We start from the raw sequence: 19,787 nt of genomic DNA on the forward strand, positions 1-19,787 counted from the left end.
CAGGCGACCCAACTGGAACTTCGTGATGCCCAGATATTTCTTCAACACCCGTATCGGCGACGAACTGATCGTGGATCCTGAGGGAGAGGATTTGCGCAATCCCGATCGCGCCTGGGAGGTTGCCCGCCAGATGATTCTGGAGGTGCTGAGATCGGAAGGCACCCAGCCGGCCCTGCTTGAGGCCGTCATCGAGGTCACCGACCGGGAAGGCGAGATCGTGCTCGAATTCCCCTTCACCGAGGCACTCCTGGACATTCCGGACCAGTCCGCCACCCGGCATTAAGGCTTGCTCTCGCCACCGTCGCAATGGCGGAGGAATCCCTGCGAAATCCGCATGGCTTTGCCGCGTTCCCGGGGCTAAAAGACGCCGGTTACACGGAGCAAGTCATGCAAGATCTCTGGCGCCTGTCGGCGGCCGACCTCGCCGATCTCGTCAAAACCAAAAAGGTCTCCGCCAGGGAGGCCGCGCAGGCCGGCCTCGGCCGGCTCGACGCGGTCAATCCGAGCCTCAACGCCGTGATCGACCACCGGCCCGAGGACGTGCTCAAGCAGGCCGACGCCGTCGATGCCGCCATCGCCAGGGGCGAGGACCCCGGCGTGCTGGCCGGAGTGCCCGTCACCATCAAGGCCAATGTCGACCAGGAGGGCTTTGCCACCACCAACGGCCTCAAACTCCAGCGCGACCTGATCGCGCGCGAGGACAATCCGGTGGTCGCCAATTTCCGCAAAGCCGGCGCCGTTCTGCTTGGGCGCACCAATTGCCCGGCCTTTTCCTATCGCTGGTTCACCACCAACCTGGTCCACGGCGACACCAAGAACCCCCGCGACGCCTCGCTGACGCCGGGCGGCTCGTCCGGCGGCGCGGGCTCGGCGGTCGCGGCCGGCATCGGCCATATCGCCCATGGCACCGACATTGCCGGCTCGATCCGCTATCCCGCCTATGCCTGCGGCGTGCATGGCTTGCGCCCGACCTTGGGCCGCATCCCGGCCTTCAATCCGGCCCTGCCGGAGCGCCCGATCGGGCCGCAGATCATGGCGGTGTCGGGGCCGCTGGCGCGCACCGTCAACGACATCAGGATTTCGCTCGCGGCCATGTCGGCCCGCGACATCCGCGATCCCTGGTTTGTGCCGGTGCCGCTGGAAGGCCCCGCGCGGCCGAAGCGCGCCGCGCTCTGTCTCGACCCGGACGGCCTGGCCAGCGCGCCCGAGGTGAAGGCCGCCGTCATCGACGCCGGCAAGCGGCTCGAACGGGCCGGCTGGACCGTCGAGACAATCGAGAACACCCCGCCGATGCGCGAAGCGGTCGAGTGGCAGATCAAGCTCTGGCTCGGCGACGGCTATGAGGCGCAGCTCGAGATGGCCGAGCGTGAAGGCGATCCCGGCGCGCTGGCGTGCCTGCGTGGCAACCGTGCCAGGGTCACGCCGATGGACCAGGCCAATTACGCCAAGGCATTGACCCGCCGCGCCACGCTGACCCGCGACTGGATGCTGTTCTTCGAGACCTATGCCGTGCTGCTGACGCCGGTCTCCGGCGAACTGCCGTTCCCCGATCATCTCGACCGCAAGGACGACTCTTCCTTCAAACGCGTCTGGGAAGCGCAGTTGCCGCAGATCGCCATTCCCTTCATGGGCCTGCCGGGCCTCGTGGTCTCCACGGGCCTCGTCGGCAAGGCGCCGGTCGGCGTGCACATCGTGTCGGGCCGCTATCGCGAGGATCTCTGCCTGCTCGCAGGCGAGGCGATCGAGGCGGGCGGCGTGCCGCCGTCGCCGATCGATCCCGTAGGTTAGCGATGTCCGCGATCTACGACTTCAAGGCCAACTCGCTTCTCGGCGAAGAAGTGCCGATGCGCAGCTTCGAGGGGCAGGTGCTGCTGATCGTCAACACCGCGAGCAAATGCGGCTTCACGCCGCAATATCGCGGGCTGGAGGATCTGCATCGCGACCTGTCCCCGCGCGGCTTCTCGGTGCTCGGCTTTCCCTGCAACCAGTTCGGTGCGCAGGAGCCAGGGCAGGCGAGCGAGATCCAGGCGTTCTGCTCGACCAATTACGACGTCACCTTTCCCCTGTTCGAGAAGATCGACGTCAACGGCAGCAATGCCCATCCGTTGTATGAGTACCTGAAACGCCAGCAATCCGGCCTGCTGGGCGCCTCCATCAAATGGAATTTCACGAAATTCCTGGTGGACCGCGCCGGCAAGGTGGTTTCGCGCTATGCGCCGACCGCGCGGCCCGAAGGATTGCGGCAGCAAATCGAGACCCTGTTATGAGCGAGACAATCATGAGCGACGAATTTCCGGACCGCCTCTCGGTCGATCCGAACAGCCCCTTTTACAATGCGGACATCCTGGCGCGCGACGTCGGCATCCGCTTCAAGGGTGTCGAGAAGACCAATGTCGAGGAATACTGCATCAGCGAAGGCTGGGTCCGCGTCACCGCAGGCAACGCCAAGGACCGCCACGGCAACCCGCTGACCATCAAGGTGCACGGCCCGGTCGAGCCGTATTTCAGGGATAAGAAGTAGTTTTGGAATGCGAAGCGTGCTTGGGGCACGCCGTCATGCCCGGGCTTGTCCCGGGCATCCACGTTCTTCGAGCGGCTAAGACGTGGATGGCCGGGACAAGCCCGGCCATGACGAGAGGAGGGAGCCCGCAGAAAGCCAAACCCCATGTCCGTCCGCATCGTCGACGTCCGCGAGATCACGAAGCCGATCTCTTCGCCGATCCGCAACGCCTATATCGATTTCACCAAGATGACGACGAGCCTCGTGGCCGTCGTCACCGACGTCGTTCGCGACGGCAAGCGCGTCGTCGGCTACGGCTTCAACTCCAACGGCCGCTACGGGCAGGGCGGCCTGATCCGCGAGCGTTTTGCCTCGCGCATCCTGGAGGCCGATCCGAAATCGCTGCTGAACGCGGCCGGCGACAATCTCGACCCCGACAAGGTCTGGGCCGCGATGATGACCAACGAGAAGCCGGGCGGTCACGGCGAGCGCTCGGTCGCGGTCGGCACCATCGACATGGCGGTGTGGGATGCGGTCGCGAAGATTGCGGGCCAGCCGCTGTTTCGCCTGCTGGCTGAGCGTCACGGCGTCAAAGCCAATCCGCGCGTGTTCGTCTACGCTGCCGGCGGCTACTACTATCCCGGCAAGGACCTCTCGATGCTGCGCGGCGAGATGCGAGGCTATCTCGATCGCGGCTACAACGTCGTGAAGATGAAGATCGGCGGTGCTGATATCGAGGACGACCGCACCCGCATCGAAGCGGTGCTGAAGGAAATCGGCAAGGACGCGCAGCTCGCCGTCGACGCCAACGGCCGCTTCGATCTCGAGACCGGCATCGCCTATGCCAAGATGCTGCGGGATTATCCCTTGTTCTGGTACGAAGAAGTCGGCGATCCCCTGGATTACGCGCTGCAGGCAGCCCTCGCCGAATTCTATCCGGGCCCGATGGCAACAGGCGAAAACCTGTTCAGCCACCAGGATGCCCGCAATTTGATTCGCTACGGCGGCATGCGCCCCGACCGCGACTGGCTGCAATTCGATTGCGCGCTGTCCTACGGCCTGTGCGAATACCAGCGCACGCTGGAGGTGCTGAAAACTCATGGCTGGTCGCCGAGCCGCTGCATCCCCCACGGCGGCCACCAGATGTCGCTCAACATCGCAGCCGGCTTAGGCCTTGGCGGCAACGAGAGCTACCCCGACCTGTTCCAGCCCTATGGTGGCTTCCCCGACGGCGTCCGCGTCGAGAACGGCCACATCACCATGCCGGAGCTGTCAGGCATCGGCTTCGAAGGCAAGTCGGATCTCTACAAGGAGATGAAGGCGCTGGCGGAGTAGGGGGCGCGACGGCCACGCCATGCTTTCCGCTGTCATGCCCCGGCTTGACCGGGGCATCCAGTACGCCGTGGCGAATGTGGCGAGAGCGAGCGCTTCAACGGAGGCCTCTGGAATACTGGATCGCCCGGTCAAGCCGGGCGATGACACCGAGATTGTGGACGAACCAACGCAATCAGCCGAGGTCGTCCCTTACGACAGTCGCATATCCAACAGCCGCCGCCCTTCGCCCTTCAAGAGCTTCTTCACCGCGCTCGAGGCCACGACTTCGCCGTCATTGGCGTAGGCTTCGTGGTTCTTCTCGATGTCGTCGAGGCGGTAGAGGTAGTTGACCATCACGCCGGCGGACTCGCGCACGCCCTTCGGCGAGAGATCGCCTAACCAATTGATGCGCTCGAGGCGGGCGCCATTGCCGAGATGGAAGCGCGCGACGGAGTCGATCAGCTTGCCTTTGGGTGTGCGCGCCTTCAGGAAATAGTGCGCCGCGAGCGGTTCGATCACGCCACGTAGCAGTGTCGTTGTCTCGGGGTTCTCGAACCATTTGGGATCGTCGAGGCGCTTCAGGATCTCGCGGTCCTCGTCCGACAGCGGCAAATCCTTGTCCTGCTTCACCCATGGCATGAAGCCCGGCACCGGCGACAGCGTCACGAAATTGTCGAGCTTGGGCAATTCGCGGCGCAGCTCCTCCACCACCTGCTTGATCAGGAAGCTGCCGAAGGAGATGCCGCCCAGACCGCGCTGGGTGTTGGAGATCGAGTAGAACACGGCGGTACGGGCGCGCTCGATCGGGACGGATGGGCGATCGACCGCGAGCAGCGGCGCGATCGCGCCGGGGATCGTCTCGGTCAACGCGACCTCGACGAAGATCAGGGGCTCGTCCACCATCGCGGGATGGAAGAAGGCGTAGCAGCGGCGGTCGACCGGATCGATGCGGCGGCGCAGATCGTCCCAGTCGCTGATCTCGTGCACGGCCTCATAACGGATGATCTTTTCGAGGATGTTGGCCGGGGTCGACCAGTCGATCCTGCGCAGCACGAGAAACCCCCTGTTGAACCATGACGAGAGAAGATGCGAAACGTCGCGATCGAGTGCGGCGAGATCGGCGTGCCTGTTCATCATGTCGAGCAGGTCGGCGCGCATCTTGACGAGATCGCCGGTGCCGCCGGGTGCGCGGTTGAGGCGGCGGATCAGCTCCTGCCGGCGCGGCTCGGAGGCGAAGTGCAGGGCGCTGGCATCCTCGTCGGCCGGCTTGGCGCGCCATGTCTCGATCGCCTTGGACAGGCGTTCCCGATCCGGGCCGAAATCGCGCACCAGGGCTTCGAAAAAGGCGCGACGTCCCGCCGCATCCAGGTCCTGGTAGATGTCGAGCACCTCACGCGCCATGGCGGTGCCGGAAGCTTCACCCCGGCCCGACAGCAGCGCGCCACAGAGCTCGATCAGCCCATCGGCGTCCGGCTTGGTGTCGGCAGAATCCCCGCGGCGAAGCAGCGTGCGGCCGCGCTCGGAGATGGTAGTAAGTAAGTCGGAGAAGAAGGCGTTGGCCATCGGGGCTTTCGTGTCGGGTTTGTGCGGTGCGGGAATCTTACACGGGATTTGGGCGGAATCCGATCACAATCAAGCGGGGGATTTTGGCAAGTTTAGCGGGGCTATGCGCCCCAAGTGAGTTGTCATGCCCCGGCTTGACCGGGGCATCCAGTACGCCGCAGCTTTTCGCTTCTAGCCGCGCCGTCTCGGAGTACTGGATCGCCCGGTCAAGCCGGGCGATGACACCGAGTGTGTGGCAAACTCCGTCGGCGTCCGTCCCGTCACCTGACGGAACGCGGCCGAAAACGCCGGTACGCTGGCATAGCCGAGCTGGGTCGCGAGCTGCTTCACGGACACATTGGCATCGGTGGACAGCCGCTGGATCGCCGCCGCAATCCTCGCACGCTGGCACCAGCTCTTGAAGCTCAGCTGCGTCTCTGTCGAAAACAGCCGCGACAGTGTGCGCGCGGAGGTTCCGACCTCGCGCGCCAGCGCGTCGATGTCGTGCAGGCCGGTGGGATCGTCGAGCACGATCATGGCCGCGCGCCGGCAGCGCGGCTCGTGTGGCAGCGGCACGAAGGTCGCGGAATCCTCGGCCCGGACCAGTTCCAGCATCACTAGCCGAACCAGCAGATCGGTCCGCTCCTCGGTATTTTGCGCGTCGAACAGCGCGAGGATCGCCTGGTTCAGCAGCGGCGACACCCGCACCACGAATTCCTTGGTCAGTCCCTCATGGCGCTGCGCGCGCTTCAGCCAGGCCAAGTCGAAATACAGCGTCCGCATCTCGATGTCGGCGAGCAGATCGATGGCGTGCTGGAGCCCGGCGGGGACCCAGACCGCGCGGTCCGGCGGCACCAGCCAGCGCCCTCCGGGCGTCGTCACCTGCATGGTGCCCCTGGCGGCATAGATCAGCTGTGCCTCGCGGTGCATATGCGGATCGATCCGCATGCCCTTGGGATAGTCGCGTGCGACCAGATGCACGCCCGCGGGCGAGCGATGATTGCTCCGGACCGCCCGGAGGATTGGCGTCTCGACGACAGTCATTGGCAGCATCCCGTCATGCCCAAGACATATAACTCATTTCGGAGCAGGAGAGGATTCCCATGAACAGCCCCAGCCGGGTGATCAGTTTCGTCAACGCGGGCCATTTCATCGACCATTACGCGATGCTGATTTTCGCCGCCGCGGTGATCATCATGGGACCGGCGCTCGGCATGGCCTATTCGGAACTCCTGCCTTACGCGACGCCGGGCTTCGTCGCCTTCGGCGCGGGCTCGCTGCTCACCGGCTGGCTCGGCGACCGCTGGAGCCGTCGCCACATGATGCTGATCTTCTTCGTCGGCATCGGCGCCTCCATGATCTCGGTTGGCTTCGTGCAGACCCCGGCCCAACTCGGCGCGGCGCTGTTCGCGATCGGCATTTTTGCCTCGATCTATCATCCCGTCGGCACTGCCATGATCGTCTCCTACGCTGACAGGCTCGGCCGCGAGATGGGCATCAACGGCGTCTGGGGCAATCTCGGCGTCGCTTCGTCGGCGCTGGTCACCGGCGTGATCGGCCAGTATCTCGGCTGGCGCTTCGCCTTCATCGTCCCCGGCATCGTCACCATCCTGATCGGCATCGCGTTCGCGACGATGGTCGTTCACGAGGACCGCAAGGGCTCGAAGCAGGCGGCAGCGCAGGCGCGGGTCGCCAAGCAGGACATGTGGCGCGTGATCCTGTCGCTGCTGATCGTGGTGATCGCGATCTCCACGACGTTCAACGCCGTCACCGTGGCGCTGCCAAAGCTGTTCGCGGAGCGGCTTGCCGATCTCACCAAAAGCCCGGCGCTGCTCGGCGTCATCGCGGCCTGCGTCTACGTGTTCGGCGCGATGACGCAGTATACGATCGGCCGGCTGCTCGACCGCTATTCGCTGAAGACAGTGGCGCTGCCGCTGTCCTTCATGCTGGCGCCGTTCCTGTATCTCGCCGCGAGCCTGTCCAATCTGCCGCTGATCCTGGTCTCGATCGGCATCGTCATGGGCGCGTTCGGACAGGTCACGGTCAACGACGCCATGGTCGGCAAATACACCAGCGAGGAATGGCGCTCGCGCGCCTATGCCGTGCGCTATTTCATCGGCTTCACCGCGGCCGGCGCCTCGGTCGGCCTGGTCGCCTGGCTCTACGAGCAGGGCGGCTTCGTCACCATGCTGCATGCCTTCGCCGCACTCTGCCTGCTCGCGATCGCAGCCGCGATCATTCTCCCGCGCGAGATCAGGACACCGCAGGCGGTGTGAGGGATCGGCGTGAGGCGCGCGCCCGTTTCAATCCCGTCATTGCGAGGAGCGTAGCGACGAAGCAATCCAGAATCTTTCGGCGGACGGATTCTGGATTGCTTCCGCCTTCGCTAAAGGTTCGGCTGTCAAGTCGCCGCGCCCGCAATGACGTGGGAGTGGCGGCGGCTCGCGTAGTCTGCCGATGATGCCATCATGCCAGTGTTTTGCCCGACGGGGCAAGCATTTTCGGCAAAGCGAAATTAGATTTCGGCAAAGACGAAATTTTCTCCAGTCTTTTCAACCTCATCTCTACTGTGCATGGGGTTGTTTTCGCGTTTTTTTGTTGAGGCCCCTTACCCGCCGCGAAGTCAAGGAACTCCTGTTGCCTGCCGCGGGTTCTATCCCCGTCATCCCGGCACCTCGCCGGGGCAGATGAAGGGGTAAAATTCCTGCATGCAGTGGAGCCTGCTCCGACCGGTCGGCCTTGTCCCCGCGGCGCTTGTCCTCACCACCGTTGCGGCCAGCGCCGAGGGCGGCAAATCGGCCGGTCCCTCGGAATTCCTGCTGGTGGCCCAGATCGTGCTGTTGATCGCGGTCGGCCGCGGTCTCGGCGAGATCATGCAGCGCCTCGGCCAGCCCTCGGTGATCGGCGAATTGCTCGCCGGCATCCTGCTCGGTCCCTCGCTGTTCGGTTGGGTCTGGCCTGACGCACAGCAGGCAATCTTCCCCAAAACGCCCGAGCAGAAAGCGATGATCGACGGCATCGCGCAGTTCGGCATCCTGCTGCTGTTGCTGCTGACCGGCATGGAGACCGACCTCAAGCTGGTCAGGAAGGTCGGCAAGGCCGCGATCGCGATCTCGATTGCCGGCATCCTCGTGCCCTTTGCCTGCGGTTTTGCGCTCGGCGAATTCCTGCCAGATGCGCTGTTGCCGAATCCGCAAGCCCGCCTGGTTGCGTCGCTGTTCATGGGCACGGCGCTGTCAATCTCCTCGGTGAAGATCGTCGCGGTGGTTGTGCGCGAGATGAACTTCATGCGCCGCAATGTCGGCCAGATCATCGTCGCCACCGCCGTCATCGACGACACCATCGGCTGGATCATCATCGCCGTCATCTTCAGCCTCGCTTCGCACGGCGCGCTGGATATCGCCTCGGTGGCGAAAGCTGTGCTGGGCACGCTGGCCTTCCTCGCGATTAGCTTCACCATCGGCCGCCGCATCGTGTTCCAGCTCATTCGATGGGCCAACGACAATCTCGTCAGCACCGCCCCGGTCATCACGGTGATCCTGCTGCTGATGTGCGCGATGGCGCTGGTCACGCATCTGATCGGCGTCCACACCGTGCTCGGTGCCTTCGTCGCCGGCATTCTGGTCGGGGAGTCCCCGATCCTGACGCGGCAGATCGACGAGCGGCTGCGCGGGCTGATCTCGAGCTTCTTCATGCCGGTGTTCTTCGGTTTGGCCGGCCTGAGCGCCGACCTCACGGTGCTGCGCGATCCCCATCTGCTGATGCTCACCGGCCTGCTGGTCGTGATCGCCAGCGTCGGCAAGTTCGGCGGCGCCTTCGTCGGCGGAACCGTGGGCGGGCTGAACACAAGGGAGTCGCTGGCCCTCGCAAGCGGGATGAACGCGCGCGGCTCGACCGAGGTGATCATCGCCACCATCGGTCTTTCGATCGGCGTGCTCAGCCAGAACCTGTTCACGATGATTGTGACCATGGCGATCGTGACCACGATGGCGATGCCGCCGATGCTGCGCGCCGCGCTGGCAAAGCTGCCGATGAACAAGGACGAGCAAGAGCGCCTGGAGCGGGAAGAATTCGAGAAGCGCGGCTTCGTCGGCAATCTCGAACGCCCCTTGCTCGCCGTGGACGAGAGCGTGAACGCCACCTTCGCTGCCCACATCGCCGGCCTGATCGCCGGCATGCGCGGCTTGCCAATCACCGTGCTGCACATCGGCAAGCGCGCCAAGGATCAGGAGAAGGGCCGCGATGAAGAGGAAAGCGCGGAAACCGTGGTGAAGAAGGCCGCCGAGATCGTATCGGCCCATGGCGATGGCGATGTCGGCAGCGTCGACGTCGTCACCCGGGCAAGGCGTGCGGAGCTCGGCGAGTCCATCGCCGACGAAGCGCGCAAGGGCTTCGATCTTCTGGTCATCGGCGTCGACAAGGTTGCTGCCGCCAAGGATCGCTTCGATCGGAGGATCGAGGACATCGCAGCGAAGTTCGAGGGACCGCTCGCGGTCGTGGCGGCCAAGGGCAAGCACCTGAAGCAGCCGACGCCCGAGGCGCTCAACATCCTCGTTCCGGTCTCCGGCAGCGGCGTCTCCAAGCGCGGCGCCGAGGTCGCGGTCGCGCTGGCGCAGGCGGGATCAGGCTCGCTCCGGGTGATCTATGTCGCGACGACGCGCGACAAGGGCGCGCAGCGCGGCGCCTCGCGTGGTCTGAACCAGGAGGCCGGCATCCTGAAGGACGCCAGCGATCTCGCCGCCCGTTACGAGGTCGACATCACCACGACCTTGCGCGCGAACCGGGCGCCTGAAGCGGCGATCCTGCGCGAGATCGAGACCACCGCCGTCGATCTCGTGGTGATGGGGGTCGATCGCATCCAGGCCGATCATCTCTCCTTCGGCGGCGTCGCCGACGCCGTGCTCAGGCAAGCGAAGGTGTCGGTGCTCCTGGTCTCGAGCGGGGAGGCGCGGCCGACGTCCACGGAGAAAGCCTAGGATTTCACTTCGGCCACTGCCACCGCCTTCGGCGTTTTCTTCGACGCACGCCAGTTCTCGAAGCGCTGCACCACCACGAAGAACGCCGGCACGAACAGCACCGCGAGGCAGGTCGAGGCCAGCATGCCCGAGAACACCGTGATGCCGATCGACTTGCGCGCGCTGGCACCGGCGCCGGTCGCGATCACCAGCGGCACCACGCCGAGGATGAAGGCGAACGACGTCATCAGGATCGGGCGGAAGCGGGCGCGCGCAGCTTCGACCGCGGATTCCAGCACCGGCTTGCCATCGCGGCCGTGCAGCTCGAGCCCGACCTCGACGATCAGGATGGCGTTCTTGGCCGACAGCGCGATCAGCAGGATCAGGCCGATCTGGCAATAGAGGTTGTTGTCGATCTTCAGTGCGTTGAGGATCAGCATGGGGCCGAGCAACGACAGCGGCACCGCCAGGATTACCGAGATCGGCGCGTACCAGCTCTCGTACTGGCCGGCGAGCACGAGATAGACCAGCAGCATGGCGAGCCCGAACACCCAGTAGATCTGGTTGGAGACGGCCTTCTCCTGATAGGACATCGCGGTCCATTCGAAGCCGGTGCCCGGCGGCAGCGTCTTGTCCGCGATCTCCTCCATCAGCTTCAGCGACTGGCCAGAGGAGTAGCCCTGCGCCGGCAGGCCGATCACGGTCGACGATGGATAGAGATTGTAGAGGCTGATCAGCGACGGGCCGGTGGCGGGCGTGATCGTGGCAACCGTGCCGATCGGGATCATGTCGCCGTTCGAGTTGCGCACCATCATGTTGGCGATGTCGCGCTCGGTGACGCGGAAGGCGGGATCGGCCTGGGTGTAGACCTGGAACACGCGGCCGAACTTGTTGAACTGGTTGACATAGGACGAGCCGAGATAGGTCGAGAGCGCCGCGAACACCTGGTCCGTCGTCACGTGCAGCGTCTGGGTCTTGATGCGGTCGATCTCGACGTTGAATTGCGGCACCGAGGAGCGGAACGAGGATTGGACGCGCTGCAGCGCGCTCTGGCTCTGGCCATTGCTGACCATCGCGCCCGTGATGGCCTGGAGCTTGGCGAAATCGCTGTTGCCGTCGCGCAGCTGGACCTGCATCGAGAAGCCGGCCGCGTTGCCGATGCCCTGGATCGGCGGCGGCGGCAGCACCAGCGTGCGCGCTTCCATGATGGCCGCGAGCTTGTCGTTCAGCCCGTAGACCAGTGAGCGCAGATCCTCGCCCGGTCCTTTGCGCGCGTCCCAATCTTTCAGGATAATGTAGGCGACGCCGGCATTGGCAAGGCTGGCGCTGTTGTCCAGCGCGGAGATGCCGGCGATGGTGATGACTTGCTGGACTCCGGGCGTGTCCTTGATCAGCTCGCTCGCTCTGTCGAGCACCTTCTGGGTCCGTTCCAGCGCGGCACCGTCAGGCAGTTGCACGGCGGCGATCAGGTAGCCCTGGTCCTCGATCGGCAGGAAGCCGGTCGGTACCCGGGACAGCCCGTAGCCGCCGATCCCGATCAGCACCAGCGCGATCGCGACCGAGATCGTGCTGTTCCTGCACAGCACGCCGATCAGTCGGATGTAGCCGCGCTCGACGCGGTTGTAGACCGCGTTGAAGCCGCGATAGAAGAAGTTGCGCTGCTCCGGCGGCACCGTCGGCCGCAGCCAGAGAGCGCATTGCGTCGGCTTCAGCGTCGCCGCGTTGATGGCGGACAGAAGCGCGGTCGCCGCGATCACCAGCGCAAATTGCGAATAGATGCGGCCGGTGAGCCCGGCGAGGAACGACGCTGGCAAAAACACCGAGATCAACACCAGCGTGATGCCGACGATCGGCGCGAACAGCTGGTCCATCGCCTTGATCGCGGCGTCATGGCCGTTCATGCCCTGCTCGATGTTGTGGGCCGCGCCTTCCACCACGACGATGGCATCGTCGACGACGATGCCGATCGCTAGCACGATCGCGAACAGCGTCGACATGTTGATGGTGAAGCCGAGCGCGGCCATGGCGGCGAAGGCGCCGATGATGGTCACCGGCACAGTGGTCGCCGGCACCAGCATCGCGCGCCAGTCCTGCAGGAACACCAGGATCACGACCAGCACCAGCAGGCCGGCCTCGATCAGCGTCATGTAGACCTCGTGCACCGAGGCCTGCACGAATTTGGTGGTGTCGAACGGCGTGTCGTACTTCATGCCCTGCGGGAAGGCCTTGGCGAGCTGCGCCATCTTCTTCTCGACAGCCTGCTCGACCTGGAGTGCGTTGGCGCCGGGTGACTGGAACACGCCGATGCCGGTGGCAGGCTGCTTGTTGAGCGAGAAGATCTGGCTGTAGGTCTGCGCGCCCAATTCGACCCAGCCGACGTCGCGCACCCGCGTGACGTCGCCGCTGGTGCCTGATTTGACAATGATGTTCTCGAACTCGGTGGTATCGTCGAGCCTGCCGTTGACGTTGAGGGTGTACTGGAACGCCTGACCCGGCGGCGTCGGCGGTGCGCCGACCTGGCCGGCGGAGACCTGCTGGCTCTGCTGCTGGATCGCCTGGATGACGTCCTGCGGCACCAGGCCCCGGACCTGCAGCTTGTTCGGATCGAGCCACACCCGCATCGAATACTGGCCGGCGCCGAACACGGTGACGTTGCCGACGCCGGGCAGGCGCGAGAGTTCGTCGCGGAGGTTGATGGTGGCGTAGTTGCTCAAATAAAGGCTGTCGAACGTCTTGTCGGGCGAGGTCAGCGTCACGAACAGCAGGATCGACGTCGACCGCTTCTGTACGGTGACGCCCTGGTTCTGCACCGACTGGGGCAATTGCGACAGCGCGCTGGAGACGCGGTTCTGCACCAGCACTTGCGCGAAGTTCAGGTCGGTGCCGATCTTGAAGGTCACGGTCAGCGTATAGGTGCCGTCGGAGCCGCTGTAGGACTGCATGTAGAGCATGTCCTCGACGCCGTTGACCTGTTGTTCGATCGGCAAGGCAACTGTGTCGATCACGGTCTTGGCGCTGGCGCCGGGATAGCGTGTGGTGACCTGCACTGTCGGCGGCACCACGTCGGGATATTGCGCGATCGCGAGGTTGAACAGCGCGACGCCGCCGATCAGGATCATCAGCAGCGCGATGACGTTCGAGAGGACCGGCCGCTCGATGAAGAACTTTGAGATCATGGCAGGCGCTCCTACTTACTTGGCAGACGCCTGCGGCTGCTCGATCTTCGTCACCTGCGGCTCGATCTTCTGGCCCGGAATCACCCGCAGCAGCCCTGCGATCACCACGCGATCATCCGGCTTCAAGCCGCTTTCGATCACGCGCAAACCGTTGTCCACGGGACCGATCTGCACCTTGCGCTGCTCGACAACGTTGTCGCCATTGACGACGAGGAGATAGCGGCCGCCCTGATCGCTGCCGAGCGCGGTGTCGGGCACGAGCAGGGCGTCCTTCTCCTGAGTGAAGGGCACGCGAACGCGGACGAAATAGCCGGGCAGCAGCACCCGCTTGTCGTTGGGGACAAGGCCCCGCACTGCGAGCGTGCCCGTCGACTGGGTGAGGGTCGGGGCGACATAGTCAAGCTTGCCCTCATGCGGATAACCGGCCTCGGTCTGCAAACCGACTTGAATCGGAAATTGCTTCATGTCTGCGGCGGTGAGCCCGCGGCGGGCGGCCTCGGCACGGATGCGCAGCACGTCCTGCTCGTTGACGGTGAAATTCACATAGATCGGGTCCATCGCGACGATGGACGCGAGTTGAGTTGGAGAGGAGACGCCGACGAGTTCGCCGACCGAGACCATGTGAGCGCTGACGATGCCGTCGAAAGGCGCGGTCACGTTGGTGTAGCCGTAGTTGACCTGGGCGAGCTTGGTGTTGGCCTCGGCCTGCTGGAGATTGGCCTGCGCGTTATCGCGCGTCGATGTCGAGGTGTCGAGCGTGGCCTGCGAGACGGCCTGGCGCTGCACCAGCTCAGCCTGCCGTTTGTAGTCGGCTTCCGCCTGCCGGACTGAGGCCTGCGCGCCGGCCTCGGCCGCCCGCGCCTGGTCGAGCTTGAGCTTGTAGGTCTCGGGCTCGATCGTGAACAGCTGGGTGCCCTGCTTGACGAAGGCGCCGTCCTGGTAGTCGATCGATTGCAGGAATCCCTGCACGCGCGCGACGAGATCGACATTCTTGAACGGCGCGGTGTTGCCGGTGGCCTCGACATACCGCGTCACCGGGCGCTGCACCGGCGCGGCGACGTCCACCTTGGGCGGCGGCGGAGCGACGAAACTGTTCTTGTCCTCGCAGCCGGCGAGCGCGGCCACGGCCATCGCGGCGGCCAGTGCCTGCCCGACATGTCTCCACGCTTCGTTGCGCCGTGCGGGAGATGCGGGATTCGCGCAGGTCATTCGGTGGCCCCCGGTTGCTGTCTATCGAGGGAGGCTACCAACAAATGCCCGGACGTGGAACACCATAGCCATGGCAGTCGTCGGCCTTGCGCTGCGGACCGCGCTGTGGCCTTTGGCAGTTTTGCCATCACAAACCGCTTTTTATCGCGCACCCGATCGACCAGAACTATGTCACAGGCCGAGCGACGGCGCGCGAAGCGGTCGGGACGAACAAGAGAAGAATACAAGAAGAAAAGGTCGGGAGATCATGACATGCCCACGTCGGTCCTTAAGTCGGTCCTTGCCGGCCTCATTCTCGCAGCGGCGGTCGTCATGCCCGCGCTAGGCGATGGACTTAAGGACGAGATCGCACCGACCGGCAAGCTGCGGGTCGCGATTGCGATCAGCCTGGCTGGCGGCGCGTTCTGGTCCACCAAGACCGGAGACGGCTATGCCGGCGTGCCGGTCGATCTCGGCAGGGAGATGGCCGGGCAACTCGGCGTGCCCGTTGAATATGTCGTGTACCAGAATTCAGGGCAGATCACTGACGCGGCATCGAACGGCAACTGGGACGTCACCTGGTTGCCCAAAGATCCTGAGCGCGAGAGCAGGATGATGTTCGGCCCGATCTACGAGGTCGCGGACGCCACCTACATCGTCAAATCAGGCTCGAACGTCACCAATTTCGCCACGCTCGATCAGGGGGGCATCAAGGTCGCGGCCGTGAACGCCACGACCACGATGCGCGGCGCGGCCGCGCATCTGAAGAATGCGAAGGTCACGGGCTATCAGACCTATGACGAGATCTTCGGCCTCCTCAGCAGCGGCCAGATCGATGCGTTTGCGCTGTCGCGCGACCAGCTCAACAAGATGGCGCAGAAGATCCCGGGCACGCGCGTGCTCGACGAGACCTTCAAGAAGACCGTCACGGCGGTCGCTGTACCGCTCGGCCACCCCCAAGCGCTGACCTTCGTCACCAAATTCATGAACGAGGCGGTGACGAATGGCACCTTGCGCAAGGCCTACGACAGCAATGGCCTGAAGGACGCGCCGATCCGCACCGAATAGGACGGCGGCGCAGGATGACTGCGCCGCGCTCCGGCCCTACGGCTCCGCGGTGCGGATGCCCGCGGGGCTCACTTGCATCTTGAGCGTGGATGTCTTGTTCAGCGCCTTGCCATCGAACGAGAAGGCGATCAGCTCGTTTTCGACCATGCACTGGGCCACGACATATTTGGACTCCTTGGACCACACCATGCCCTGGCACCAATGGCCGATCTTCGCTTCCGTCACCGGCGTAAGGTCAGTGCCCGAAATCTTGTAGACCTTGAGCAGGCCGAAATCGTTGAAGAACGGCGACGCCGACGGCTTGTTCGAACCGTTCATGACGGTCACGGCCACGTAGTTGCCGTCCGGGGACATCTTCACGGCTTCCGGCGTCTGCCCGACGGTGACTGTCGTGACGACGCGGATCGGTTTCGCCGTCATGTCGATCAGGCTGATCGAGTCGTTGTCGCCGCTGCTGGCGCCGACATTGCCGACGATGGCGGCGGCGCTGCCGGTGACATCGATGTCGTAGGGGCGGATGCCCGCGGAGAGATCGCGCTTGGCGTACTCGACCTTGCTCCCGTCCACAGTCAGAAGCGAGATCTTGCTGTCTCCGTCGCGCGTGACCAGCGCGGTCGCGCCGTCATGGGAAAAGACCGCGTGGCTGGGGCCTGATTTGGCGTCGCCGAGCTAGATCTTGCCGACGGGCGCAAGCGTGCCCCCGCTGATGGTGAAGACCGAGACCGTTCCTTCGCTGCGGTTCGCAACCAGCGCCAGCGTGCCCGCGCGGTTGATCGAAACGCCGGCAGCGCCCGCGCCGGCTTGCAAGGTCGCCAGTACTTTGGGCGGCGTGGATTTCAGGTCGATGACCGAAAGCTTGTCGTCGGGCACCGTCTTGGTCGGATCCGCGGGATCGAGCTTCATCGCGCCGGTAACGAGGGCGAACGCGCCATCCGGCGCAATTGCCACGCTCGGCGGCGGTCCGACGACGCTGGCCGGGGCGGGCACCTCGCCTAGAAGTTTCAAGGCACCGTCGGTGAAGTCGATGACGCTCACCGTGTCCGGCAGTGGTTGCTTGCGCACCAGGGCGCTGCCGTTCTCGAGCACCATCTTGCCGTCATTGGCCGTGACGACGATCTCGGCGTGCGCGGCGAAATTGGCGAGGCCCGCCAGGGATGTTGAGATCAAAGCACATGCGGCACGGCGCGTGCGCTTGCGAAGAGCGGCTGTCATATGTCCCCCCGAGATTTGTTCTTGTCCGGAGAAGCTAAATGCACCGGGCGCAGGACGCAATGACCAGGTGGCGAGCGTTTGCCTTTGAAGACGCCGACGGACGGCTACAAGGCGGGAGCTAGCCTCTCAGTCGCGTGCCACGCGGCGAGGCCCCTCAGCGTGGCTTGATCTCCGCGTATTTCGCCATCGCCTTCTCGAACTTCCGCTTGAACAGCCACATCGCGCCAAGGATTTCCCGGAAGCTTGCCGAGGTGCGCGCCCGGTCGGCCTGTCCGAATGCGAAGATGCTGTTGTTGCGCAGGTGCTTCATGATCGTCGGACTGGACACCCTGTAGTTCAGGAGATCGCCGGACCTGAGCGCCGCCCGCGTCGGCGTGGGAACGATCTGGATCAGCTCGAACAGCTTCATTTGGTCGATCGGGTCGGGCAGCGTCTTCACGATTCCTGGGATCTCCCGGAAAATATCCGCATGCGCGTTCATCAGGCCGTCGCGCACGTTGGTCCAGTGATTGAAGCGATGATCGGTGCCGCGGGCCCGCGCCTCCTCCTTGTCGTCGCGCGCGCTCAACCCGGGATCGGCGGCCGCGATCTCGCCCTTGATGGCGTCCCATTTCCTATGGCCGTTGCGGTCCTCGGACGGGCCGGTCTGGAAGCTGCCCATATAGGTGTTCGAGCGCCCGTTGCGGACGTTCTGCTTGCCGTTGGTCTCGGCGAAGAACAGCCCCAGACTGATCCGGCCCGCGGCTTCGGCGTGGTCAGGCGCCAACCCCTTGGCGCGTGCGATCGCGACCGCGAGATCCACCACGTCCTTGAACGGTGTCGCCGAGTTCTGCGCGCCGGCCGGCGGCGCTTCCATGATCTCGAACAGCTTTGAGTATTCGTCCACCAGCGGTTCGATGTCGGCATCGAAATAGGCCGGCGGGATCTCGAACTTGTTGGGCCTGCCGGTCCGCGACGGCATGACGTCGGTGAGATCCTTGTAAGCACTGATCACGGCGACGCGTGCCAGATAGAGCGCCTGGCCCGGCAGGTTCGGCAGCGGCTGTTTGGCGTCGATCTGGCGGCGCCGCTCGGAGAGAATCGCTTTGAAATCGCCGAGCGCACGCTCGTAGGTCGCAACCGCCTCCGATTGCCTGGCCGTGAGCGTTTGCGCCAGGCTCGGGACGAAGGTCGCAAGGATCAGCCCAAGCGCCGTTATGACTGCGGCGGCGCGATGTCGTGCTCTCATGGCCGGTTCCCTGGGCCTGTCGATTCGATGGCCAAGGGGATCGTAAGCATCGGAGGCGAGGGCTGGCGAGCGGCAAATCCCACTCGGCCCGAATTCGCGGCCTCACGCCGCTTGGTAATCCGGCGCGGAGGCGAGAAACCGCGCATAGGCGTCCGCGTCCGGCGGCCGGAAGTGGCCCGCGAGCCCGCCGCGCTTCTGCTCCTTGGCGCCGATGTCGGCCATCAGCTCGTCGAAGTGACGGTAGTGATAGGGCGCGACGCAGAGGCCGCCATAGACGCCCGCAGCCGGCCGTTCGACCCGCTTGAAGTGCAGCATCATCTCGATGTTGTCGCGCATCTGTTGCGCGGTCGGCTGGCGTGCGAGCTGTCCGTCGGCGTAACGGACCAGCCAGTTGGCGGCGAGGTCGGCGCAGAGCACGGTGCAGAACGAGGAGTTGAAACCGACGAAACCGAGCTCCGGCAGGTCGGGATTGGCGATCAGGCGATAGAGCCGGTACTGCCCATCCGCATCGACCAGTTTTGCCTGGTACGCGGCGGGCAGGAATGGCACGCCGAGCTTGTAGCCGATCGCGAGCACCGCGACATCGGCCGCCACGCGCTCGCCGCCGCTCATCACGATGGTGTCACCGTCGTAATGATCGAAGCTGCCGAACACGGCCTTGATGCGGCCGTCGGCTACCATCGGATGGAAGCCGGGTGTTGCGATCGGCACCGAGCAGTTGACTCCGTCCTCGATCCGCTCCTTCGGCACCATGTTGCATTGCTTCAGCTTGAGCTGCGCCTTCAACAGGCTTTCCAGCCCGCGCCAGTTTGCCCAGACGAACGGTGCTGCGATGCGATGCGCAAGGCGCGACATCGCGCCGATGCCCCAGCCCGGAAACATCTCCTCCTGCGCACGGATGTAGAGGATGCGCTTGAAGTTCACGAGACCGCCGATGAAATAAGGAATGCGCCAGACCGGCTCGCGCATCACGATCGTCACCTCACGCGCGCCCGCTTTCACGGCGTTCACCGCGATGTCGGTTGCCGATTTCGATCCGCCGAGCACGACGACGCGCCGTCCTTTCACCACTTGAGGATCGTTGTATTTCGATGAATGCAGGATCTGCCCGCCCTGTGCTAGAAAGCCGTCTTCGCCTGGGCAGTGCAGCTCCCGCGGCTCGTTGAACTGTCCGGTGCAGACCGCGACGAAGTCGAAATCCTCAGCTGTGCTGGCGCCGCTCTTGTCCGAGAGCGCGAGCGTCCAGCCTGGTCTGCCGTCGGCGCGTCGCGCCATGCCCGACACGCTGGTGTTGAAACGCAGCATACGGTCGAGGCCAAAAATTCGTGCGTAGTCGGCGAGGTAGGCGTGGACTTGCGATCCGGTCGGCCATTCCGGATAGGCTTCGGGCATGGCGCGGTCGGTGTAGCGGTAGAGCTCCTTCGGGCTCTGGGTCTGCACCTCCGGATAGGAGCGCGCCGGCTCCCAGACGCCGCCGAGATCGGCGCTGCGTTCAATGATGGTGACCCGGTGACCGCGGGTCGAGAACGCCTTTGCGGCGGCAAGGCCGGAGACGCCGGCGCCGATCACGCAGACATGCTTTGGGTTGACCATGGGATTGCTCG

15 protein-coding genes and 1 pseudogene are annotated in these 19,787 nt (G+C 64.7%); 8 read left to right on the forward strand and 8 right to left on the reverse strand.

Going from position 1 to position 19,787, the window contains the following annotated elements; translation table 11 throughout:
• Nucleotides 1-25 precede the first annotated feature (25 nt).
• The 5 genes from IVB54_RS09335 to tarD all read left to right on the forward strand — a co-directional run bounded on the left by IVB54_RS09335 (nt 26) and on the right by tarD (nt 3,835).
• On the forward strand, nt 26-283 hold the full coding sequence (locus IVB54_RS09335; RefSeq protein ID WP_007613759.1) for a hypothetical protein: 258 nt from the start codon (nt 26-28) through the stop codon (nt 281-283).
• Nucleotides 284-387: 104 nt separating this feature from the next.
• A complete protein-coding gene (locus IVB54_RS09340) occupies nt 388-1,788 on the forward strand; it encodes an amidase family protein (RefSeq protein WP_085395718.1) in 1,401 nt (466 codons plus the stop codon).
• A gap of 2 nt (nt 1,789-1,790) precedes the next feature.
• Nucleotides 1,791-2,267, forward strand: coding sequence for a glutathione peroxidase (locus IVB54_RS09345; RefSeq protein ID WP_018454085.1), 477 nt, complete (start codon nt 1,791-1,793; stop codon nt 2,265-2,267).
• A complete protein-coding gene (locus IVB54_RS09350; RefSeq protein WP_007613756.1) occupies nt 2,264-2,521 on the forward strand; it encodes a DUF3297 family protein in 258 nt (85 codons plus the stop codon). Before IVB54_RS09345 ends, IVB54_RS09350 begins: the two co-directional genes overlap by 4 nt.
• A 144-nt stretch (nt 2,522-2,665) precedes the next feature.
• Entirely contained in the window at nt 2,666-3,835 is a 1,170-nt protein-coding gene (gene tarD / locus IVB54_RS09355; RefSeq protein ID WP_085361487.1) for a D(-)-tartrate dehydratase, read from the forward strand.
• A gap of 189 nt (nt 3,836-4,024) precedes the next feature.
• Here tarD and IVB54_RS09360 read toward each other — a convergent pair whose 3' ends face one another.
• Complete coding sequence (locus tag IVB54_RS09360) at nt 4,025-5,377, reverse strand: malonyl-CoA decarboxylase (protein WP_085351884.1); 1,353 nt, start codon at nt 5,375-5,377, stop codon at nt 4,025-4,027.
• A gap of 171 nt (nt 5,378-5,548) precedes the next feature.
• The gene (locus IVB54_RS09365) at nt 5,549-6,400 is read right to left on the reverse strand and encodes a helix-turn-helix transcriptional regulator (protein WP_026232669.1); all 852 of its coding nucleotides are present in this window, start codon (nt 6,398-6,400) and stop codon (nt 5,549-5,551) included.
• 59 nt (nt 6,401-6,459) lie between these two features.
• Here IVB54_RS09365 and IVB54_RS09370 point away from each other — a divergent pair, with 59 nt between their 5' ends.
• On the forward strand, nt 6,460-7,632 hold the full coding sequence (locus tag IVB54_RS09370; protein ID WP_018454089.1) for an MFS transporter: 1,173 nt from the start codon (nt 6,460-6,462) through the stop codon (nt 7,630-7,632).
• Nucleotides 7,633-8,064: 432 nt separating this feature from the next.
• On the forward strand, nt 8,065-10,332 hold the full coding sequence (locus tag IVB54_RS09375; RefSeq protein ID WP_247295001.1) for a cation:proton antiporter: 2,268 nt from the start codon (nt 8,065-8,067) through the stop codon (nt 10,330-10,332).
• Here IVB54_RS09375 and IVB54_RS09380 read toward each other — a convergent pair.
• Both IVB54_RS09380 and IVB54_RS09385 read right to left on the reverse strand, forming a co-directional pair.
• Nucleotides 10,329-13,487, reverse strand: coding sequence for a multidrug efflux RND transporter permease subunit (locus tag IVB54_RS09380; protein ID WP_247777172.1), 3,159 nt, complete (start codon nt 13,485-13,487; stop codon nt 10,329-10,331). The two genes, IVB54_RS09375 and IVB54_RS09380, sit on opposite strands and share 4 nt — an antisense overlap.
• A gap of 15 nt (nt 13,488-13,502) precedes the next feature.
• Nucleotides 13,503-14,696: an efflux RND transporter periplasmic adaptor subunit gene (locus IVB54_RS09385; protein WP_247294996.1), complete on the reverse strand. Its 1,194-nt coding sequence runs from the start codon at nt 14,694-14,696 to the stop codon at nt 13,503-13,505.
• A 252-nt stretch (nt 14,697-14,948) separates the two neighbouring features.
• Between IVB54_RS09385 and IVB54_RS09390 the strand changes: the two genes are divergently transcribed.
• On the forward strand, nt 14,949-15,743 hold the full coding sequence (locus IVB54_RS09390; RefSeq protein ID WP_247294993.1) for an ABC transporter substrate-binding protein: 795 nt from the start codon (nt 14,949-14,951) through the stop codon (nt 15,741-15,743).
• 36 nt (nt 15,744-15,779) lie between these two features.
• Here the strand turns inward: IVB54_RS09390 and IVB54_RS09395 are convergent.
• The 4 genes and pseudogenes from IVB54_RS09395 to IVB54_RS09410 form a co-directional block, all read right to left on the reverse strand.
• Nucleotides 15,780-16,388, reverse strand: a pseudogene (locus IVB54_RS09395) (YncE family protein); the annotation flags it as partial.
• A gap of 24 nt (nt 16,389-16,412) precedes the next feature.
• Nucleotides 16,413-16,955 carry a hypothetical protein gene (locus tag IVB54_RS09400; RefSeq protein WP_240544095.1) on the reverse strand — a complete coding sequence of 181 codons (543 nt, stop codon included), beginning with the start codon at nt 16,953-16,955 and terminating at the stop codon, nt 16,413-16,415.
• 154 nt (nt 16,956-17,109) lie between these two features.
• Nucleotides 17,110-18,183: a hypothetical protein gene (locus IVB54_RS09405; protein ID WP_018454095.1), complete on the reverse strand. Its 1,074-nt coding sequence runs from the start codon at nt 18,181-18,183 to the stop codon at nt 17,110-17,112.
• 102 nt (nt 18,184-18,285) lie between these two features.
• Nucleotides 18,286-19,776, reverse strand: coding sequence for an NAD(P)/FAD-dependent oxidoreductase (locus tag IVB54_RS09410; RefSeq protein WP_085351881.1), 1,491 nt, complete (start codon nt 19,774-19,776; stop codon nt 18,286-18,288).
• Between the last annotated feature and the right edge of the window lie 11 nt (nt 19,777-19,787).

Source organism: Bradyrhizobium sp. CW1, from assembly GCF_023100665.1.
Lineage (GTDB): Bacteria > Pseudomonadota > Alphaproteobacteria > Rhizobiales > Xanthobacteraceae > Bradyrhizobium > Bradyrhizobium canariense_D.